The organism is Cedecea sp. B1(4), assembly GCF_059414925.1.
Window position 1 is genome coordinate 111735 of the sequence record NZ_JCAHMZ010000003.1, and the last position, 19442, is coordinate 131176.

A 19442-nucleotide genomic window follows, 5' to 3' on the forward strand; every position below is an offset into this window, starting at 1 on the left:
CTTTTGGCTGACTTTCGAATGAAAATCGATAGCTAGATCTCATCGTTACAATAATCCCTAATCTGCGTTACTTTCCCTGATATTTCGCCGGAGGAGAAGAGAAGATGATCGAAATTTATAATGAGCGATTCGCCAATATTGAAGTGTTGCATGCGGTACCTGCCGGAATGAAGCAATCCCCGCTGCCGACGGTTATTTTCTATCACGGGTTTACCTCTTCAAAGCTGGTCTATAGCTATTTCGCTGTGGCGCTGGCGCAGCAGGGATTTCGTGTTGTCATGCCTGATGCGCTCGATCATGGCGCTCGATACAGCGGTGACGCTCACGCTCGCCTGCAGAAGTTCTGGCCGATTTTAAAAAACAGTATTGATGAATTCCCGGCTCTCTATCAGGCATTAATCAACTCCGGCGGTGTTGCTGAGGGCAGACTTGCCGTGGGAGGGGCTTCTATGGGGGGCATGACGGCGCTGGGGATTATGGCGCGGCAGCCTGAAGTCCGCTGCGTTGCCTGCCTGATGGGGTCTGGCTATTTTACGACGCTTGCTCAGACGCTGTTTCCACCTTCGGTGGAGGTACGTGACAAGATTATCGTCAGCCTGAAGGATTACGATGTTGGCGAGCAGCTTGAAGCGCTAAGCAACAGGCCGCTACTGCTCTGGCACGGTGAAGAAGATGATGTTGTGCCCGCCGTCGAAACGTTCAGGTTGCAGCAGGCGCTGGGGGCGAATAAGCTGGATAAAAACCTGACTTGCGTATGGGAAGCGGGCGTCAAACATCGCATTACGCCCGAAGCGCTAGACGCCACAAGCCAGTTTTTTGCCCGGCATCTCTAAGCGAAAAAAGCCCCCGCAAGCGGGGGCAAGTCAAACATGGATTTTTAAGTCGTGGTGTCTTCTCTGGTGTTTACGCGTACTCTCAAACTACCGGTAGATGTCAGCGCTGACGTGCATATTGCCGTTGCTGCCCGGTTCTCTCATGATTATCGTGTGATAAAACTTCGCGTTGTGCTGGTCAGCATCCTGTTGAATGGCCGATTCCGCTTCAGAAACGGTAGCGAAGTTATGGTTGATGTAAATAACGCCCAGGCTCTGAACGTCGTCCATATTTCTGGCCTGGCGTGCGTCGATTTTTATAGCTGCGGCCGCATTTGCGCTAAAGAGCAGTACAGCGGCAAGGGCAATAACGATATTTTTCATGATGCGCTCCACTACAACAAACCTGAAATCCGTGGTCGTCGCTCCTGTTAATGGCTGTGGCGGCCTGTTATCGATAAGTGTAATTCCTGATGGCTGAATAAAAAGTGACCATTTCTGATGGTCTCTTTCAAAATATTTTGACGATCTGCTGCTTTGTTTTGAAATTCACAGGCTTAGCCATTCCCCCTGTCATAAAGAGAATTTATTTGCCTGCGGCCTTGAGTTTAGCGACCTGGGTAAGTATGATTACGCGTCAATTTTTCAGCCGCAATTCAAACACGTTCCTTGCTTCCATGGGCCGCGGCTGACCCTGACAGGAGGCTGAATAATCCGTAAGGAGCAATTCGATGCGTCATTACGAAATCGTTTTTATGGTCCATCCTGACCAGAGCGAACAGGTTCCGGGCATGATCGAACGTTACACTGGTGCAATCACTGCAGCAGCAGGTACGATCCACCGTCTGGAAGACTGGGGCCGCCGTCAGCTGGCTTACCCGATCAACAAACTGCACAAAGCTCACTACGTTCTGCTGAACGTTGAAGCTCCGCAGGAAGCGATCGATGAGCTGGAAACTAACTTCCGCTTCAACGACGCCGTTATCCGCAGCATGGTTATGCGCGTTAAGCACGCGGTTACCGAAGCATCTCCAATGGTTAAAGCGAAAGACGAGCGCCGTGAGCGTCGCGATGATTTCGCTAACGAAACCGCTGATGATGCAGATGCTGGGGATTCTGAAGAGTAATTCTGATGATGGCCAACCGCCTGGCGTTGTCTGGCACAGTGTGCAAGACGCCCCTTCGCAAGGTCAGCCCCTCAGGAATTCCTCACTGCCAGTTCGTGCTTGAGCATCGTTCTGTGCAAGAGGAAGCCGGTCTTAACCGGCAGGCATGGTGCCGAATGCCAGTGATTGTTAGCGGGCACGCGAACCAAGCCATTACTCACAGTATAACGGTCGGTACGCAAATCACGGTTCATGGGTTCATTACTTGTCATCAGATGAAAAATGGCCTGAACAAAGTGGTCTTGCATGCCGAGCAGATTGAATTGATAGATTCTGGAGACTAGCCATATGGCACGTTATTTCCGTCGTCGCAAGTTCTGCCGTTTCACCGCGGAAGGCGTTCAAGAGATCGACTATAAAGATATCGCTACGCTGAAAAACTACATCACCGAAAGCGGTAAGATTGTCCCAAGCCGTATCACCGGTACCCGTGCAAAATACCAGCGTCAGCTGGCTCGCGCTATCAAACGCGCTCGCTACCTGTCTCTGCTGCCGTACACTGATCGTCATCAGTAATCGGTCACGGTCCATTAATACGACTTTGAGAGGATAAGGTAATGCAAGTTATTCTGCTTGATAAAGTAGCAAACCTGGGTAGCCTGGGTGATCAGGTTAACGTTAAAGCGGGCTATGCTCGTAACTTCCTGGTACCACAGGGTAAAGCTGTTCCTGCTACCAAGAAAAACGTTGAGTTCTTCGAAGCACGCCGTGCAGAACTGGAAGCTAAACTGGCTGACGTTCTGGCTGCTGCTGCAGCTCGCGCTGAGAAAATCAACGCACTGGAAACCGTAACCATCGCGTCCAAAGCTGGCGACGAAGGTAAACTGTTCGGTTCCATCGGTACTCGCGACATCGCTGACGCTGTAACTGCAGCTGGCGTTGCTGTTGCTAAGAGCGAAGTTCGCCTGCCGAACGGCGTTCTGCGCACCACCGGTGAGCACGAAGTGGACTTCCAGGTTCACAGCGAAGTATTCGCTAAACTGACTGTAAACGTTGTAGCTGAATAAGTTTTTATTCACTGCTCGTAAAAACGCCAGCCTCGTGCTGGCGTTTTGCTTTTCTGAGGCTGAACGCGTTTACTGCGCGCGAATAAAGCCGCCGTTCGGCTGGCGGGTAAACAGTACCTGCTGATCGTTGCCGATATCGATGGTTAAGCCCGTCACCACACCGTTGGCATTCTGCCTGATCTGCACCATTTGCCCGGTCTGTAGGTTGCTCAGCGGCTTGCTGTCACCTTCTACCTGCGCCATTGCGTAAACATCCGCTGGCGGTAAATTATGATCGCGGAACAGCTGGGCCATTGTCTGGCCGGCCGCTACGCGATAGGAGCGCCACTGCTGCTCAATATCATTGTTGTCATGGGGAACGGGAGCCTGGGTTTGCTCCTCCACGCGTGGAGGCTCAACCGGCGTCGCAGGAACATTGCTATTGGTTGAAGGCGTCAGTTCAGCCTGCATCGGTGACTGGGATTGTACGGAGAGCTGTGCATCGCGTGAGACCGGGCGACTATCGTTATCTGCCCCTGGCAGGAGAAAACCGAGAATGACGCACGCGAAGCCAAGGATAATGCCTCGGCGATGCAGGGGAGGTAACGGATCCAACAAGCGGATATGCTCAGGTGCATGCCAAATCCGCGTAAGCCATGGTTTAACAGCGAATTGCATGGGCAACCCTCCTCAAAAGAATACTTTCCAGTATAGACTCGTCCTGCTTCAAGCTGCCGATGTTGGCTGCAACTCGAATTATTTAGAGTGTAAACGCTAACTGTCTGATGCCTGAAGCAATCCCGGTTTCCGTGACGGTGAACCGCAGTTTTGCGCCCGCTTAAGCTATTGTTCCCGTTTCGTTTGCATTTGTCACCTTTCCTCCAATGTCATTTACCCTGTGGATTGACACTGTTATGCTTCGGGCTTGCTTTTAAACATCATGAAAGGAAAATCCATGACAACCCCTTCTTTTGACAGCGTCGAAGCACAAGCAAGTTACGGTATTGGTCTGCAGGTAGGCCAGCAGCTGAGCGAGTCCGGCCTGCAAGGTTTACTGCCAGAAGCGCTGGTCGCTGGCCTCCGTGACGCGCTGGAAGGGAATGCCCCTGCCGTGCCTGTTGACGTTGTACACCGTGCTCTGCGTGAAGTTCACGAACGTGCGGACGAAGTGCGTCGCGAACGTCAGAAAGAGCTGGCGGTAGAAGGCCAGAAATACCTGGCTGAGAACGCAGAGAAAGAAGGCGTGAGCAGCACCGAGTCTGGCCTGCAATTCCGCGTTATCACTCAGGGCACTGGCCCAATTCCTGCCCGGAAAGATCACGTTCGCGTGCATTACACCGGCAAGCTGATCGACGGCACCGTTTTCGATAGCTCCGTCCAGCGTGGCGAACCGGCAGAGTTCCCGGTAAGCGGCGTTATTGCTGGCTGGATCGAAGCGCTGACCCTGATGCCGGTTGGCTCCAAATGGGAACTGACCATTCCGCACAACCTCGCTTACGGTGAGCGCGGTGCCGGTGCTTCTATCCCACCCTTCAGCACCCTGGTGTTTGAAGTCGAGCTGCTGGAAATTCTGTAAAGCGCTCAGAACCCCGCCAGGTGCGGGGTTTTTAATCGACTAATAATAAATTAGCGTGATTTTATCTTGCATTAACCTGTTTTACGGGTATTTTTGTGAGCCATATCGCGCAGTGAATGCGATTTCACACTCAAATTAAACAAAAAATTAACATTGCCCTTGTGCTTATTATTTATCCCGCCGATTCTTACCTCGTATCACACAAAACAACATCACGTAAAAACAGTTCACGGGCCAGTAGAGCCTGAAAAAACAGACAGGTACAGGAAAATACAAACATGGTAGATCAGGTCAAAGTCGCGGACGACGCTCAGGCGCCGACCGAGCAGTCGCTGCGGCGTAATTTAACAAACCGCCATATTCAGCTTATTGCCATTGGGGGTGCCATTGGCACCGGCTTGTTCATGGGGTCAGGGAAAACCATCAGCCTTGCGGGGCCGTCCATCATCTTCGTCTACATGATCATCGGCTTTATGCTGTTCTTCGTGATGCGTGCGATGGGCGAGCTGCTGCTATCGAATCTGGAATATAAATCGTTCAGCGATTTTGCCGCAGATTTGCTGGGGCCGTGGGCGGGATATTTCACCGGTTGGACGTATTGGTTCTGCTGGGTGGTGACCGGTATGGCGGACGTCGTGGCGATAACCGCCTACGCCCAGTTCTGGTTCCCCGGGCTTTCCGACTGGGTCGCCTCGCTGGCCGTTGTGCTGGTGCTGCTGAGCCTGAACCTGGCCACCGTGAAAATGTTCGGTGAGATGGAGTTCTGGTTCGCGATGATCAAAATCGTCGCTATTGTGGCGCTAATCGTCATCGGCCTGGTGATGGTGTTGACTAGCTTCCATTCCCCGTCTGGCGTTGAGGCCTCCTTCAACAACCTCTGGAACGACGGCGGCTGGTTCCCGAAAGGCATCAGCGGCTTCTTTGCCGGGTTCCAGATAGCGGTCTTTGCCTTCGTGGGCATTGAGCTGGTGGGCACCACTGCCGCGGAAACCAAAGATCCTGAAAAATCACTGCCGCGGGCGATTAACTCGATCCCGGTGCGTATCATTATGTTCTACGTCTTCTCGCTGATCATCATCATGTCGGTGACGCCGTGGAGCTCCGTGGTGCCGAACAAGAGTCCGTTCGTTGAGCTCTTCATGCTGGTCGGCCTGCCGGCTGCGGCAAGTATCATCAACTTTGTGGTGCTGACTTCTGCGGCTTCCTCCGCGAACAGCGGCGTGTTCTCCACCAGCCGTATGCTGTTCGGCCTGGCGCAGGACGGCGTGGCGCCTAAAGCCTTCGCTAAGCTTTCCAAACGAGCGGTACCGGCGAAAGGGTTAACCTTCTCCTGTATCTGTCTGCTGGGCGGCGTGGTAATGCTTTACGTGAACCCGAACGTGATTGCGGCTTTTACTATGATCACCACGGTTTCCGCGATTCTGTTCATGTTCGTCTGGACCATTATTCTTTGCTCGTATCTGGTGTACCGCAAACAGCGTCCTCATCTGCACGAGAAGTCCATCTATAAGATGCCGCTGGGCAAGCTGATGTGCTGGGTGTGCATGGCGTTCTTCGTCTTTGTGATTGTCCTGCTGACGCTGGAAGATGATACCCGTCAGGCGCTGATCGTGACGCCGCTGTGGTTCATTGTGCTGGGGGCTGGTTGGCTGTTCATCGGTAAGAAACGTCTGGCAAATATCGGTAAGTAAGCGCGCAGTATAAATGTTAAAAAACCTCTCCTTTCGTGGAGAGGTTTTTTTGTAAGGCGAAGTACTTATTTTTCCCCGCTCAACGCGCGTGGAAACAGAACGTTATTCTCCAGACTGATGTGGTTCATCAGGTCTTCAATCAGTTCATTAATCCCGTTATACATTGCTTTCCACGTCGTGCAGGCTTCTGGCGGAGGCGTGACGTTATTGGTGGTGTGCTTAATCACTTCCAGCAGTTCGCCCGCATCATCATGCTCGCTTTCCATCACGCTAATCGGGCCGCCGGCCTGAGTGCCCATACCTTGTTTAATCATCGGGAACAGGATTTGTTCCTCTTTCATCATGTGGCTACTCAGTTCCTGATGCAGCATGGTGAGGTATTTCGCCAGCCCTTTCGGCACGTTGGGCTTATCGGCATGGACACGCTCGACTTTGGTTGCCTGCAGAATCAGCTCCGGCAACTGCTCACGGTGGCGGTCGTGGAAGCGCACAATAATGTGATCGATGATGTCTGCCAGCGGCGCAGCGCGCCAGTCTTTCTCTACTGTCTCTGTGGCGAGTACGGCCAGTTGAGCTTCAATCTTTTCGAGATCCAGCTCCTTACGCGTTGCCGCCCGTAGCAGCGTCTGTTTTCCGCCGCAGCAAAAATCTAAATCCAGTTTACGGAACAGCGCGGAAGCGCGTGGAATAGTCAGCGCCAGTTCACCTAAAGGTTGATCGCGGTAGGCCATAGCTTGATTCCTCATCATGAAATATAAGATGTATTTTAAATGCATCTTTATGTGCACACTATAACCCTTTCGAGGCAGCGATCATAGCGAGACATAGATCACAAAAAATGTTTTCCACTTAACATACTGAATGATTACAAAAAATCCCCAAAAATGGTGGTTTGTTGCCAGGCGAAGCATAAATAACCAGGAGGTACTGCCGATAGTTAGACGTCGGACAATATCTGCATAAGAAAAGGCTATACATGTTTAAAAGAATGAAAGTTATCACCTTACTGGTTACCGTGTTGATTGTGCTGGGGCTCATGCAGCTGCTGTCAGCCACGGTTTTCATCAATGCCCTCAATAATGACAAGAACAACTTTAACGTCTCCCAGCTCTCCAGCCAGAACGTGGCTGAATTTACCGATGCCTGGATCGGCCTCAACCAAGCCCGCGTCACGCTGAACCGCGGCATGTTGCGTATTCAGGGCAGCATGGCGAACCAGATCAACGGCGGGCAGCTCCAGGAGTTAGTCGCCACGGCTAATTCACTACTGGCGGAAGCGCAAAGCCATTTCGAAAAGTATCAAGCGTTACCCGATACCCCGGGGCTGCGGCCACACCTGAGCGATGAGCTGGAAGCGCAATACCATAACTACGCTTCAACGCTTGCCAAAATGAACACCTTCCTGGCCCAGGGCAACCTGGAGCAAATGTTCAAGCAGAATGCGGAACAAAAGCAGGTGGCGATGCAGAAGGTCTACCGTGAATGGCGCGATGAGCAGGCCGAGCTTTCCAGCCAGGGCGTGCGCGATAATCAGGCGGACTACCAGCGGATTCTGTGGATCCTCAGCATCGTCATGCTTGGCGTCATCGGCGTGATTGTGGTGAGCTGGGTCGCGATGCGTCGCGTCCTGCTGATGCCGCTGCGTGAAGTGATGGATCATATTCGTGCCATTGCCGCAGGTGACCTGACCAGGCCTATTGAGGCCGAAGGCAAAAACGAAATGGCCCTTCTGGCTGATAGCGTGAAAGAGATGCAAACCGCCCTGGCAAATACCGTCAGCGTAGTGCGCGACGGGGCCGACACCATTTATACCGGCGCCGGTGAAATCTCTGCCGGCAGCAACGATCTCTCTTCCCGTACCGAACAGCAGGCGGCTTCGCTGGAAGAAACGGCGGCCAGCATGGAACAGCTGACGGCGACGGTGAAGCAAAACGCCGACAACGCACGGCAGGCTTCTCGTCTGGCGCTGGACGCTTCCACAACAGCGAAAAAAGGCGGCAACGTGGTTGAAGGCGTGGTGCGGACGATGGATGAAATTGCCACCAGTTCAAGCAAAATCGCCCAAATCACCAGCGTTATTGACGGTATTGCTTTCCAGACTAACATCCTGGCGCTTAACGCTGCGGTAGAGGCGGCCAGAGCAGGTGAGCAGGGGCGTGGGTTTGCCGTGGTCGCGGGTGAAGTACGTACGCTTGCCCAGCGCAGTGCCCAGGCGGCAAAAGAGATTAAAGCGCTGATCGATGATTCCGGCGAGCGCGTTAACGCGGGCTCAGAGCTGGTGAATGAAGCCGGTAAAACGATGGCGGAAATCGTCAGCGCCGTAACCCGGGTTACCGATATTATGGGGGAAATTGCATCCGCCTCGGACGAGCAAAGCCGGGGTATCGACCAGGTTGGGCAGGCCGTGGCGGAGATGGACCGCGTAACCCAGCAGAATGCCTCACTGGTCGAAGAATCTGCGGCCGCAGCGGCGGCGCTTGAAGAGCAGGCTTCGCGTCTTAATGAAGCAGTGGCGGTGTTTAAAATCAGCCGTCGTGCGCCGAGCCTTGCAAAAGCAACTCATGTAAAAACGCCGCAATTGAAAACCAAACAAGTGATGCCGGTTTCGGATGCGAACTGGGAAACCTTCTAAAAAAATCCCGGCGATTTTAAGCCGGGATCTTCTTCTTAAGGCCGGGTTAAATCCCGGCTTTTTTATGCCTCGGAAACCTGAACCACCGTTGCTTTCTCCGGTTTGGATCGCACCGACAGCACTACGCCAATCGTAAGGCATAGGACCCCACAGAGCGTCAGCAGAGGCGGCCAGCTTTGCCGAATCATGAAGTTGTACGCCAGGCCGGCTAAAATTTCAAAGACAATCAACGGGCCGACAATCACCGTCGGCAGGCGCTGGCAGGCAATGTTCCAGCACAGATTCCCCAGCCACGAACAAAGAATGGCAATCGCCAGCATCAGGGTGATAAAGACTTCCGGGCGCGGGCCGAAGGGCAGGGTAAAACCTGAATCATGACTGCCCATCCAAATGCACACGGCGGCATAACCGATAAGCGAGAAGGGCAGCGTGGAAAGCCCCTGAACCGTGGCCCACATCATAGGGTTTTTATCCGGATTTTCCCGAAGCCAGCGGGCATTGCGCAGGGCATACCAGGCCCAACAGGCCACCGAAACAAAGGCCAGCAGGATACCGCTGGCGTAGCGCCACCAGCTGAAATCGGCCTGCTCTCCGCGAAGCTCTGCGGTATTTACCATGATAAGTCCGGCGGCAATCACCACCAGCGCCGGGGCAAGGCGTCGCCACGGCAGCTTGCCGTCCCTTTTGCTGTACAGCAGGTTAGCAAAAATGGGGATAACGACCGGCAGCGTGCCGATGATCATCGTCGCGATAGGCGCCCCGGTACGCTGAATGGCGCTTGCCAGGCAGACGTAATAAATCAGGTTCCCGACGCTCGAGAGCTTCAGGGCGGTAAACCAGTCCTGGCGGCTCAGCTCGCGTAGGCGCTTGCGTCCAAGCCAGGCAATGGGAATCGCAATCAGCCCAAGGGCCAGATAGCGCCCGGTCGACTGCAGGGCAGCCGGATAGTCCGGGACGATGATTGGCCCCACAAAAATTAATCCCCACATCAGCCCCGCCAGCAGGGCGTACAGCACACCACTTAACATCTTTATTTCCTGCAACAACACAATTTAGCGGCAGTGTAGGGGGATCGTGCTGTGGCGTATTGTACCAGGTTGCTGTCTTGTTAGCGGGTGACCTGCTTTTGGTAACGCCCGGGGGTAATGCCATAGCGCTGGGCAAAGGCGCGGGTCAGGTGCGCCTGGTCCGTCAGGCCGCTGGCGGCGGCAACCTGGGCTGCGGGCATGCCGTTAGTGAGGAATTGTTTGGCGTGCCACAGGCGAATGGCCATCAGCATCTGATGCGGGGTGACGTGATAACAGGCTTTGAACTGCCTTTGGAAATGGTAAGGACTAAGGGACACCAGCCCCGCTAAATCTTCAAGGGTGATAGTGTGCATATAGTTGTCGTAGAGGTATTCGCGCACGAGGGCGAAGCGGTTTGCCGCCTCGTGAAGCCCTGGAAGATGGCGGGCGTAGGGGCGAAATGCCTCAACAAGATTCAGCAACAGCCCCTGCTGAGTGAGCGTATCCTCGGCCTGCCAAAGGCCCGCAATAAATTGCGAAACCTGGCGGGCGCGGGCGGGATCGTGATTCACGGCGGCGTTAAACCACCAGCTTCTCTCCCCGGTCAGCGACTCCAGCATGTTAGGATCCAGGTAAATCATGCGGTACTGCCAGCCGTCTTCGCTGGCAGCTTCGCCGGTATGCAGCTCATCCGGGTTCATCAACACCAGAGAGTCTGTGGGGGCAACCAGTTGCTCGCCCCGGTAGCGGAAGCGCTCTGCGCCCCAGGTGATGGCCCCGATGCCGAAGGCTTCGTGGGTGTGTGGTTCAAAGGCGTATTTCGCAATATGGGCGTGATAAAGCTCAACGCCCGGCAGCTGCGGCAAATGCCGGAACTGGGCGCTGTCTCTCTCATCGCTAAACTGCTCGGGAACTCCCTGCACGCTTTCACTCCACGCGGATTCTCCCGTTATTATAGAGATGTCCGTGTACAGGGCTAGTTATTAACCACTTTTTAACAATTAAAAGGCGCCTTTCACGCTGTCGCGAAGCGGCGTGGTTGGGCGGCCAATCAGCTTGCTAAGCTGATGGCTGTCGTCAAAAAGACCGCCTTTTTCCGCGCCGGCATCGGAGTTTGCCAGCAGCGCGGCAAAGCCTTCCGGCAGGCCAGCACCCTGCAGCGCAGCTTTAAAATCGGCTTCGTTCAGGTTTTGATAAACCACGGGCTTGCCGCTTTGCTGGCTGACTTCCGCCGCCAGTTCGGTCAGCGTCCAGCCGTGATCTCCCGCCAGTTCATAAACTTTGCCTGCCTGGTTATCCAGCGTCATCACTTTAGCAGCCGCTGCCGCGTAATCAGCCCGCGTTGCAGAGGCGATTTTGCCTTCCCCGGCGCTGCCGATAAACACGCCGTGCTGAATCGCAGGCGGCACGCTGGCCAGATAGTTTTCGGTATACCAGCCGTTACGCAGCAGCGCGAATGGAACGCCGGAGGCTTTGAGCTGCTGCTCCGTGACAATGTGTTCTTCGGCGAGGGCCAGTGGCGATTTGTCGGCATGCAGCAGGCTGGTATAGGCGATGAGTTTCACGCCTGCCTGTTTAGCTGCGACAATAATATTGTTGTGCTGAGTGGCGCGCTGGCCAACCTCGCTGGAGGAGATCAGCAGCACTTTTTCCACGCTGGAGAACGCTTTTGCCAGGGCTGACACATCCCCGTAATCTGCCTCGCGAACCTGTACGCCACGGCTGGCAAAATCGTCAACTTTGGCCGGGTTACGCACAACGGCCACGATCTCTTCGGCTTTCACGGTTTTCAACAAATCTTCAATAACAAGGCGGCCCAACTGGCCGGATGCGCCGGTAATCGCAATCATGATCAATCTCCTGAGTGATGTTTCGAACAAGTTGTGCCACACTAGCACCCTAACTAACTTTTAGTAAGTACGTACAAAAAGGTAAGTGTTAAATGAGTGAAATCATCGAAGCGCCCATGACGCTGAGCGAGCAACTGCGCAACGGCAATCTGTTTAGCGACAAATGCCCCTCGCGGGATGTGCTGAAACACGTGACCAGCCGCTGGGGTGTCTTAATTTTAGTGGCATTACAGGACGGCACGCATCGTTTTAGCGATTTAAGGCGCAAGATGGGCGGTGTGAGCGAGAAAATGCTGGCGCAGACGCTGCAGTGGCTGGAGGCGGACGGTTTTGTGGATCGCAAATCTTACCCGGTTGTACCGCCGCACGTAGAGTACACGCTGACGCCGATGGGCCACGAAATTGCCGAGAAAGTGGCCGCGCTGGCCGACTGGATCGAGGGGAATTTGCCGCAGGTGATGGCGTCCCGGGAGAAACGGGACGCCTGAGGAACTTACTTGCTTAAATCAAGCTGATAGACAGCAAAACCAATGTCGTCGTTAGCGACCTTTTTCATTGGGTATTGGCCTTTTTCTTTGATAAAGGCGGCGGCTTTGTCGGTCGGCGAGGTTTCAAAGCGGATGTCCAGCGGCCGCTTGCTGGCTATAGGCGCCAGACGCCAGTTGTTGTCCGCCGCAGGGTGAATTTCGCCCTGAGCACCGATCCAGTTAGCCAGCACCGAGCGGTTCTCATCCGGGGAAGCAAACGCGATGTGGCTATCGCCGGTGCCGGCAAACTTGCCGCCGTAAGCGCGGTAGTTATTGGTTGCGACCAGGAAGACGGCATTCGGGTCGATAGGTTTACCCTTGAAGGTGAGGTCTTTGATGCGCTCGGCCTTCGGGTTCACCATCTGGCATTCACCGTCGTAGCGAGCCGGCTGGCTGACGTCTATCTGGTAGTTCACGCCGTCGATGACGTCGAAGTTGTAGGTACGGAAGCCATCCCAGTTGATCAGTTCCTGAGGCTTAGTGCTGTTCACGTCGATCTGGTTGAACTGCCCGGCGGAACACTCCAGCCACTCTTTAACTTCTTTACCGGTCGCTTTCACCACCACCAGCGTGTTCGGGTAAAGGTAGAGATCGGCGGCGTTGCGGAAGGTCAGCTGGCCTTTTTCAACTTCAACAAAGCTGGCCGGATCGTTTTTACGCCCGCCCACTTTGAACGGCGCGGCGGCGGAAAGCACCGGCAGGTTCGCAAGGTCCGGATCGCCCTGAATGTATTTCTCGACGTAGGCTTTCTGCGCGTTATTCACCACCTGAACGGTGGGATCGTCCTGCACCAGCGCCAGATAGCTGTACATGTTGTCAGCCGATTTCCCCACCGGCTTGCTGACAAACTCGCGGGTTGCAGTGTGATCGTGCTCAAGCACTTTCTTCAGGTTCTGATCTTCTGCCGCCAGCGATTTTTTGGCTACACTGTCATAAATTGGCCGCGCTTCCGCCTTGCTGCTGGTGACCTTCCAACTGCCGGAATCGTTGTTCAGCACCAGATCCACCACGCCGAGGTGGTCGCCCCACATGCCCGGCATCACGGCAGGCACGCCGTTCAGGGTGCCTTTTTCGATATCGGCCCCTTTAATATTGGCAAAGTCTTTACCAGGGAATACGGCATGGGCATGGCCGAACATAATGGCGTCCACGCCTGCTACCTGGCTGAGGTAATAAACGGAGTTTTCTGCCATCGCCTTATAAGGCTCGCTGGACAGACCCGAGTGGGCAATCACGACGACTACATCAGCGCCCTGTTGGCGCATTTCCGGCACGTATTTTTTGGCGGTTTCGGTAATGTCGTTCACCGTCACTTTGCCGCTCAGGTTGGCTTTATCCCAGGTCATGATTTGCGGCGGCACGAAGCCGATGTAGCCGATGCGCAGCGTCTGGGTTTTACCGTCTTTGTCTTTGACTTCGGTTTCTTTAATCAGGTACGGCGTGAACATTGGCTTCTGGGTTTTCACGTCGATGATATTGGCGTTCACGTACGGGAATTTCGCGCCAGCGAGGGCTTTGTGCAGGAAGTCGAGGCCGTAGTTGAATTCGTGGTTGCCCAGGTTGCCGACCGTATAGTCGAGCGTATTCAGCGCTTTATAAACCGGATGAATTTCCCCGGCTTTAAGCCCTTTTGCGGCCGCGTAATCACCGAGCGGGCTGCCCTGAATAATATCGCCGTTATCCACCAGTACGCTGTTAGTGACTTCACCGCGCGCGGCATTGATCAAACTTGCTGTGCGTACCAGACCGAACTTCTCTGTCGGCGTATCTTTGTAGTAATCGAAGTCCATCATGTTGCTGTGCAGATCGGTCGTTTCCATGATCCGCAGGTCAACGGTGGCCGCATTGACGCTGGCGGCTATCAGCGTCGCCAGAAGCGTTGCGCTAAACTTAATCATGTTTAAATGTCCTTTTTAGAGGTACGCCACAAAGGGCAATGTATATACAGACTGTTGCTTACAATTTTGTGAAGTCTGCCAGAATTTAAGTCCGGTAAACCAGAAATGCTTCACAGATAGCGCATCGTGGTGCAATGAGATATAAGTAAAACAATAAGTTATTCGCTCGATGTAGCGCAGAGACACAACACGAGGTGGAGAATGTTAGAACAAATTTGCCAGCTGGCCCGCGAGGCCGGGGCCGCTATCATGCAGGTTTATGAGGGAGAGAAACCGCTTCAGGCGACACATAAGCTTGATGACTCTCCGGTAACGGCGGCGGATCTTGCCGCCCACGACATTATTCTGAAAGGGCTGAAAGCGTTGACGCCGGACATCCCCGTGCTGTCAGAAGAAGATCCCCAGTCGTGGGATACCCGCCAAAGCTGGCAGCGCTACTGGCTGGTCGATCCGCTGGACGGTACAAAAGAGTTTCTTAAGCGTAACGGCGAGTTCACCGTGAATATCGCGCTTATTGAAGGTGGAAAAGCGGTGATGGGCGTTGTCTACGCGCCGGTGCTGAAGATTATGTACAGCGCCGCAGAGGGGAAGGCCTGGAAAGAAGAGTGCGGCGTACGCAATCAGATTCATGTGCGGGATGCCCGCCCGCCGCGCGTGGTGGTCAGCCGGTCTCATGCCGCCAACGATAGCGAGCTAAAAGAGTATCTCCAGCAGATGGGTGAGCACCAAACCACGGCCATTGGCTCGTCGCTGAAGTTCTGCCTGGTGGCAGACGGTCAGGCCCAGCTCTATCCTCGCTTTGGGCCAACCAATATCTGGGACACCGCAGCAGGGCACGCCGTGGCGGTCGCTGCCGGGGCGCACGTTCATGACTGGCAGGGTAAGCCGCTGGACTATACCCCGCGCGAGTCGTTCCTGAACCCAGGTTTCCGTGTTTCTATTTACTGAGTAACCCTTGCAGCAGGCTAATCACCTGCTGCACTTCCTGCTGGGTTAACGGGCCATCTTTGGCGAACTGAATTCTGCCTTCTTTATCCAGTACCACGATAGCTGAGCCGCCCTGTTGCAGCTGCCACGCTTTCGCCGCTACGCCGTTGCTGTCGACGATAAACTGCGACCACGGAAACTCTTTCTTATTACTTTCGATGCTGCTGCGCACAAACATGCTGGTGCCAACAATTGCGTCGTCAGTGTTCACAATGGTGGTGGTCTGGTACTTATCATGCGGGAATTTTGCCGCTTTGATGGCTTCGACCATGGCCGCATTTTCTTCTTTGGCGCTCGAGCGGCCGGCAATATGCTGCAGGACTCTCACTTTCCCAGGCAGCTGCGCGCTATTCCAGTTTTTATAACTAAACTTATTGTTATCCAGCACCAGTTCACCCTTATCGGTAATGCCAATAGGGGAAACTCGCTGATTATTTTCAAAGTTATGGGCTGAGGCCATGAGCGGCAGCAGCAGCAGAGACAGCGCCAGCGTTTTGCGCAGGGTCATCGGTGACTCCTTATTGTTGTTAGCAGGTGATCCGACCACTTGGGCCGATGTTTTAAGCATATGTGCTGAATAAGCATCTGTCCCGCAAGCAAAGTGCCAGTTTGCGGGCTGACGCACATAACCCTGAAATTTGAAGGCTTACGCTGCCGTTTTTTACATTTAAAAATATTGTTCTGCAACTTTGTAATCTTTTAGTAAAAAAACTTCTACACACTAGGTGACCTTCGATATCTGGACTATAGTTTTCGAGCACCAAACTTTTTCGCCTCATTTTGTCGGGCCAAATGTAGCTTGCAGAGGCGTTAACATGCAGGAGTAAAGAACAATGAAAATTTTCCAACGTTACAACCCCCTTCAGGTGGCGAAGTACGTGAAGATCCTGTTCCGTGGACGGTTGTATATCAAGGACGTTGGCGCTTTCGAATTTGATAAGGGCAAAATCCTTGTCCCGAAAGTTAAGGATAAGCAGCACTACTCGGTGATGTCCGAGGTCAACCGCCAAGTGATGCGCTTACAGGCGGATATGGGGTAAGCCCATAGATGAACGTAAAAAAACGGCCCCGAAGGGGCCGTTAGTGTTTCTGGACAAAGAGAAAAAAAGCGTGGTTTTTCCCTCTTTGTGGTTATCAGCCGAAAACCAATGCATTGGTTTTCCTGGTTTATAGAGAAACGGCTGCTGACACTATTTCTTTCTGGTTCTGCTACTTGCTGTCTGAAGTGGCCCCGAAGGGGCCGTTAGTATTTGTAGAGCTTGCTTACTGCTCCTGAGGCTCTTCACCATCAGGCAGCTTTGGCGACAGCGCGACAGGCTTATTGTCGATACGCGTTACCAGCAGCTGGTCGATGCGGTAGTTATCAATATCCACCACCTCGAACTTGTAGCCGGAGAACTTCACCGAGTCGGTGCGTTTCGGGATCTTACGCAGCATAAACATCATGAACCCGCCGATGGTTTCGTAGTTACCGGACTGCGGGAACTCATCGATATCCAGTACGCGCATCACGTCGTCAATTGGCGTACCGCCTTCCACCAGCCATGAGTTTTCATCACGGGCAACGATTTGCTCCTCCATCCCCTGGCCGACCAGGTCGCCCATCAGCGTCGTCATCACGTCGTTCAGGGTAATGATACCCACCACCAGCGCGTATTCGTTCATGATAACCGCGAAGTCTTCCCCGGCGGTTTTAAAGCTTTCCAGCGCTTCGGAGAGCGTCAGGGTGTCCGGGACAATCAGGGCGTTACGCAGATGCACACCGCTGTTCAGCGCCATGCTTTGGTTGCCCAGCACGCGGTTCAGCAGCTCTTTGGAATCAACATAGCCAACGACGTGGTCGATATCGCCGTTACACACCAGGAACTTGGAATGCGGATGTTCAGCGATGGTGGACTTCAGGCTTTGCTCGTCGGCGTGCAGGTCGAACCAAATCACGTTTTCGCGCGAGGTCATGGAAGACGGCACGGTACGCGATTCCAGCTCAAAGACGTTTTCAATCAGTTCGTGTTCCTGTTTACGCAGCACGCCTGCCAGCGCACCGGCTTCAAACACCGCGTAAACGTCGTCAGAAGTAATGTCGTCTTTACGCACCATCGGCAGCTTGAAGATGCGGAAAATAACGTTAGCCAGGCCGTTGAAGAACCACACTAAAGGTCTGAAAACAAACAGACAGAAGCGCATCGGGTTGATAATACGTAAAGCAACCGTTTCGGGAGAAATCATACCGATGCGTTTCGGGGTGAGGTCTGCGAACAGAATGAACAGGCTGGTGACGAGGGTGAATGAGATAATAAAGCTGAGCTGGTCGGCGAGTTCTGGAGCCAGAAAACGCTCCAACAGAATTTTAAACGCCGGTGAGAAAGCTGCATCGCCGACGATACCGCCGAGAATTGCCACGGCGTTAAGGCCAATTTGTACGACGGTAAAGAACATGCCCGGCGTTTCTTGCATCTTTAGCACGCGCTGGGCATTGACGTTGCCTTCATCGGCCAGCAGCTTAAGTTTGATTTTACGAGAGGCGGCAAGCGAGATCTCAGAGATTGAGAAAAAGGCACTAATAGCAATAAGGATAAGTATTATCAAAATACTGTTTAACATAATTTATCTGGCTGTTGTGGCCAGGTCCTCGGAAGGGAAAAGTGGATAAATCTCAGGGGTCAAACACAAGAAATGCTGGCCGCTTTTGTGAACGAGCCAGCAAATTCAAGGAGTAGTATAGCGTAAGGATGGGATGTGCTACCAGAGGCTGTAATTTAACCGGCGGAAAGCCGCGTTGTTATTGATCTGTTTTTTGATTAATGGGATTAACGTTTGGCGCATTGTATAAGCTGCTTTTCTTCTTTTTATCCCCGGAACTTTTCTTCTATTTTTGCCACTCACCTGACCGGTTAGCCCACTATCAGGAGAGCGTTCACATGGTCAATTCCGTTACTTCCGTGCACAGACATGCGCCGGAGCTTCCTCCCTTACCGGAACACAGCGGCCAGCGACCGGCGTCGATCGCTTCGGGTTCATCTGTGGCCACTTCTGCTGCCGTAAGCGCGCATGAAAGTCTGCATTTCGTGGGTAACAGCGTTTATGGCTCGGCCAATGAAGCCGCGATCCATCACCAGCTTGGCACGCTGTTTGGCAAACATATTAACGGCGATAACCATGCTGAAATGCATGCTCTGATTGAGTCGAGAACCCGTGAATTACACAAAATGGGGGAAACGCCCGCCTCTGTTGAAGCCGTGCTGACTAAAGGGCAGCAACTGGACAGGCTAGGGCAAGTTGCGCGAGGTGCCGTGCGAGCTATTCCGTTTGCCGCCGCGTCTGTCGCCTACGATAAAGTCCCGCTGCTGAGCGCTTTTGCCCACACTGCGGCGGAAATTGGTCTCCATGCTGGCCTGCAGTCCAGCATCGCCGACACCATTGGCACCACGCTGCTTAACCGCGCCACGGCAACAAATCCGTGGCTGTCTGCTAAAGACAGCGACCTGCATCCGGTCATGCGTGAAGCGGTAAAAGAGGCAAAAGCGAGCTTGCTGACGACGGTGGCAGAAACCGGGTTAGCCATTCAGACCTATTCGGCACGTAATCTGGCGCGCCTGGCGACGGCGGCCACCTTGACGCATTTTGCCGGGGCGAAAGTGGCCGGTGAAGCCGATACGTGGCTGTCCGCAGCGGGCGGCGTGGTGGCGGGTGGTGCGATGAGCGCCATTCTGCATGCGGTGGACGAAAGCAAAGGCCGATCCGGGCCGGAGTATTTGCTGGGGCGCAACGACTGGCAGCAGCGGTTCACTGACTTGAAAAATACGCATGTGGTGAGCGATACGCTTAAAAACGCCGCTCAGCGCGTGGCGAAGCTGCCCCTGGACATTGCCACGGATAGCCTGAAAGCGACGGCAAGCGTTCTTTCTGCACCGAGCCTTGGGAAAACGGCGATGCTGGCCGGGGGCTTTGCCGGTGTGATTAGCCTGCGTAGCGCGATTGGCGCAGCTGTCGCCCACGCCTTCCCCAGAGTGAATGCCGCTTCGCTGAGCGCCATCAGCCATTCGATCAACGTCGTGGCCTCTGCCCCGGTGTTCTTCGCCGTACCTGCGGCTGAGATCCTTGCTGACGCCGTGGCGGACAAAATGACACAAACGCTGCAGGAAAAGGTCCCTGCTGCCGTGAACTCGGCGGCAGGCTGGATCGGGCATCAGCTGCAGGCGGCCTTAAATCGCCAGCCAGCAACTTCCCTTAATGCCGCAGAGCAGCAGGTGTAAAGGAACCGATGGGGGAGTTACGTCCACACACAGGCAGTCTATTTTCGGAGCCTGATT

21 protein-coding genes are annotated in these 19442 nt (G+C 54.0%); 12 read left to right on the forward strand and 9 right to left on the reverse strand.

Going from position 1 to position 19442, the window contains the following annotated elements:
• Positions 1–104: 104 nt before the first annotated feature.
• Positions 105–833, forward strand: a complete 729-nt coding sequence (yjfP, locus tag ACR6JA_RS08025; RefSeq protein ID WP_494493850.1) for an esterase — start codon at positions 105–107, stop codon at positions 831–833.
• A gap of 87 nt (positions 834–920) precedes the next feature.
• On the opposite strand, the gene yjfY is transcribed toward yjfP, so the two are convergent.
• Positions 921–1196, reverse strand: coding sequence for a DUF1471 family protein YjfY (gene yjfY / locus ACR6JA_RS08030; RefSeq protein WP_008460405.1), 276 nt, complete (start codon positions 1194–1196; stop codon positions 921–923).
• Positions 1197–1543: 347 nt separating this feature from the next.
• Between yjfY and rpsF the strand changes: the two genes are divergently transcribed.
• From rpsF to rplI, 4 genes are read left to right on the forward strand one after another with little or no spacing between them, the layout of a single operon-like run.
• The gene (rpsF, locus tag ACR6JA_RS08035; RefSeq protein ID WP_008460407.1) at positions 1544–1939 is read left to right on the forward strand and encodes a 30S ribosomal protein S6; all 396 of its coding nucleotides are present in this window, start codon (positions 1544–1546) and stop codon (positions 1937–1939) included.
• Between the two features lie 8 nt (positions 1940–1947).
• Positions 1948–2262, forward strand: coding sequence for a primosomal replication protein N (gene priB / locus ACR6JA_RS08040; protein WP_008460409.1), 315 nt, complete (start codon positions 1948–1950; stop codon positions 2260–2262).
• Between the two features lie 4 nt (positions 2263–2266).
• Positions 2267–2494: a 30S ribosomal protein S18 gene (gene rpsR / locus ACR6JA_RS08045; protein ID WP_000135199.1), complete on the forward strand. Its 228-nt coding sequence runs from the start codon at positions 2267–2269 to the stop codon at positions 2492–2494.
• 41 nt (positions 2495–2535) lie between these two features.
• Positions 2536–2985, forward strand: a complete 450-nt coding sequence (gene rplI, locus ACR6JA_RS08050) for a 50S ribosomal protein L9 (protein WP_008460412.1) — start codon at positions 2536–2538, stop codon at positions 2983–2985.
• Between the two features lie 69 nt (positions 2986–3054).
• Here the strand turns inward: rplI and ACR6JA_RS08055 are convergent, their stop codons facing one another.
• Positions 3055–3648 (reverse strand): OapA family protein, encoded by a 594-nt coding sequence (locus ACR6JA_RS08055; protein ID WP_213714698.1) that lies wholly within the window; start codon positions 3646–3648, stop codon positions 3055–3057.
• A 271-nt stretch (positions 3649–3919) separates the two neighbouring features.
• Between ACR6JA_RS08055 and bamJ the strand changes: the two genes are divergently transcribed.
• Together bamJ and cycA are read left to right on the forward strand one after the other, a co-directional pair.
• Positions 3920–4540 (forward strand): BamJ family beta-barrel-assembly machinery protein, encoded by a 621-nt coding sequence (gene bamJ, locus ACR6JA_RS08060; protein WP_008460415.1) that lies wholly within the window; start codon positions 3920–3922, stop codon positions 4538–4540.
• A gap of 278 nt (positions 4541–4818) precedes the next feature.
• Positions 4819–6231, forward strand: a complete 1413-nt coding sequence (cycA, locus tag ACR6JA_RS08065) for a D-serine/D-alanine/glycine transporter (protein ID WP_039289735.1) — start codon at positions 4819–4821, stop codon at positions 6229–6231.
• 65 nt (positions 6232–6296) lie between these two features.
• Here the strand turns inward: cycA and ytfE are convergent, their stop codons facing one another.
• Complete coding sequence (gene ytfE / locus ACR6JA_RS08070) at positions 6297–6962, reverse strand: iron-sulfur cluster repair protein YtfE (protein WP_213714694.1); 666 nt, start codon at positions 6960–6962, stop codon at positions 6297–6299.
• 245 nt (positions 6963–7207) lie between these two features.
• Here ytfE and ACR6JA_RS08075 point away from each other — a divergent pair, with 245 nt between their 5' ends.
• Positions 7208–8863, forward strand: coding sequence for a methyl-accepting chemotaxis protein (locus tag ACR6JA_RS08075; RefSeq protein WP_494493851.1), 1656 nt, complete (start codon positions 7208–7210; stop codon positions 8861–8863).
• Positions 8864–8925: 62 nt separating this feature from the next.
• On the opposite strand, the gene ACR6JA_RS08080 is transcribed toward ACR6JA_RS08075, so the two are convergent.
• The 3 genes from ACR6JA_RS08080 to ACR6JA_RS08090 all read right to left on the reverse strand — a co-directional run bounded on the left by ACR6JA_RS08080 (position 8926) and on the right by ACR6JA_RS08090 (position 11720).
• Positions 8926–9891 (reverse strand): DMT family transporter, encoded by a 966-nt coding sequence (locus ACR6JA_RS08080; RefSeq protein ID WP_213714691.1) that lies wholly within the window; start codon positions 9889–9891, stop codon positions 8926–8928.
• An 80-nt stretch (positions 9892–9971) separates the two neighbouring features.
• On the reverse strand, positions 9972–10793 hold the full coding sequence (locus tag ACR6JA_RS08085) for an AraC family transcriptional regulator (RefSeq protein WP_494493852.1): 822 nt from the start codon (positions 10791–10793) through the stop codon (positions 9972–9974).
• A 78-nt stretch (positions 10794–10871) separates the two neighbouring features.
• The gene (locus ACR6JA_RS08090; protein WP_494493853.1) at positions 10872–11720 is read right to left on the reverse strand and encodes an SDR family oxidoreductase; all 849 of its coding nucleotides are present in this window, start codon (positions 11718–11720) and stop codon (positions 10872–10874) included.
• Between the two features lie 92 nt (positions 11721–11812).
• On the opposite strand from ACR6JA_RS08090, the gene ACR6JA_RS08095 reads away from it, so the two are divergent.
• Positions 11813–12208, forward strand: coding sequence for a winged helix-turn-helix transcriptional regulator (locus tag ACR6JA_RS08095; protein ID WP_008460422.1), 396 nt, complete (start codon positions 11813–11815; stop codon positions 12206–12208).
• 5 nt (positions 12209–12213) lie between these two features.
• On the opposite strand, the gene ACR6JA_RS08100 is transcribed toward ACR6JA_RS08095, so the two are convergent.
• Complete coding sequence (locus ACR6JA_RS08100; protein ID WP_494493854.1) at positions 12214–14145, reverse strand: bifunctional 2',3'-cyclic-nucleotide 2'-phosphodiesterase/3'-nucleotidase; 1932 nt, start codon at positions 14143–14145, stop codon at positions 12214–12216.
• A gap of 201 nt (positions 14146–14346) precedes the next feature.
• On the opposite strand from ACR6JA_RS08100, the gene cysQ reads away from it, so the two are divergent.
• Positions 14347–15093 (forward strand): 3'(2'),5'-bisphosphate nucleotidase CysQ, encoded by a 747-nt coding sequence (cysQ, locus tag ACR6JA_RS08105; protein ID WP_008460426.1) that lies wholly within the window; start codon positions 14347–14349, stop codon positions 15091–15093.
• On the opposite strand, the gene ACR6JA_RS08110 is transcribed toward cysQ, so the two are convergent.
• Positions 15083–15640, reverse strand: a complete 558-nt coding sequence (locus tag ACR6JA_RS08110; protein ID WP_008460428.1) for a YtfJ family protein — start codon at positions 15638–15640, stop codon at positions 15083–15085. The genes cysQ and ACR6JA_RS08110 overlap by 11 nt on opposite strands.
• A gap of 325 nt (positions 15641–15965) precedes the next feature.
• Between ACR6JA_RS08110 and ACR6JA_RS08115 the strand changes: the two genes are divergently transcribed.
• Entirely contained in the window at positions 15966–16172 is a 207-nt protein-coding gene (locus ACR6JA_RS08115; protein WP_008460430.1) for a DUF1107 domain-containing protein, read from the forward strand.
• A 223-nt stretch (positions 16173–16395) separates the two neighbouring features.
• Here the strand turns inward: ACR6JA_RS08115 and paeA are convergent, their stop codons facing one another.
• A complete protein-coding gene (paeA, locus tag ACR6JA_RS08120; protein ID WP_008460431.1) occupies positions 16396–17733 on the reverse strand; it encodes a polyamine export protein PaeA in 1338 nt (445 codons plus the stop codon).
• 317 nt (positions 17734–18050) lie between these two features.
• Between paeA and ACR6JA_RS08125 the strand changes: the two genes are divergently transcribed.
• Positions 18051–19385: a hypothetical protein gene (locus ACR6JA_RS08125; protein ID WP_494493855.1), complete on the forward strand. Its 1335-nt coding sequence runs from the start codon at positions 18051–18053 to the stop codon at positions 19383–19385.
• The last annotated feature ends 57 nt before the right edge of the window (positions 19386–19442 follow it).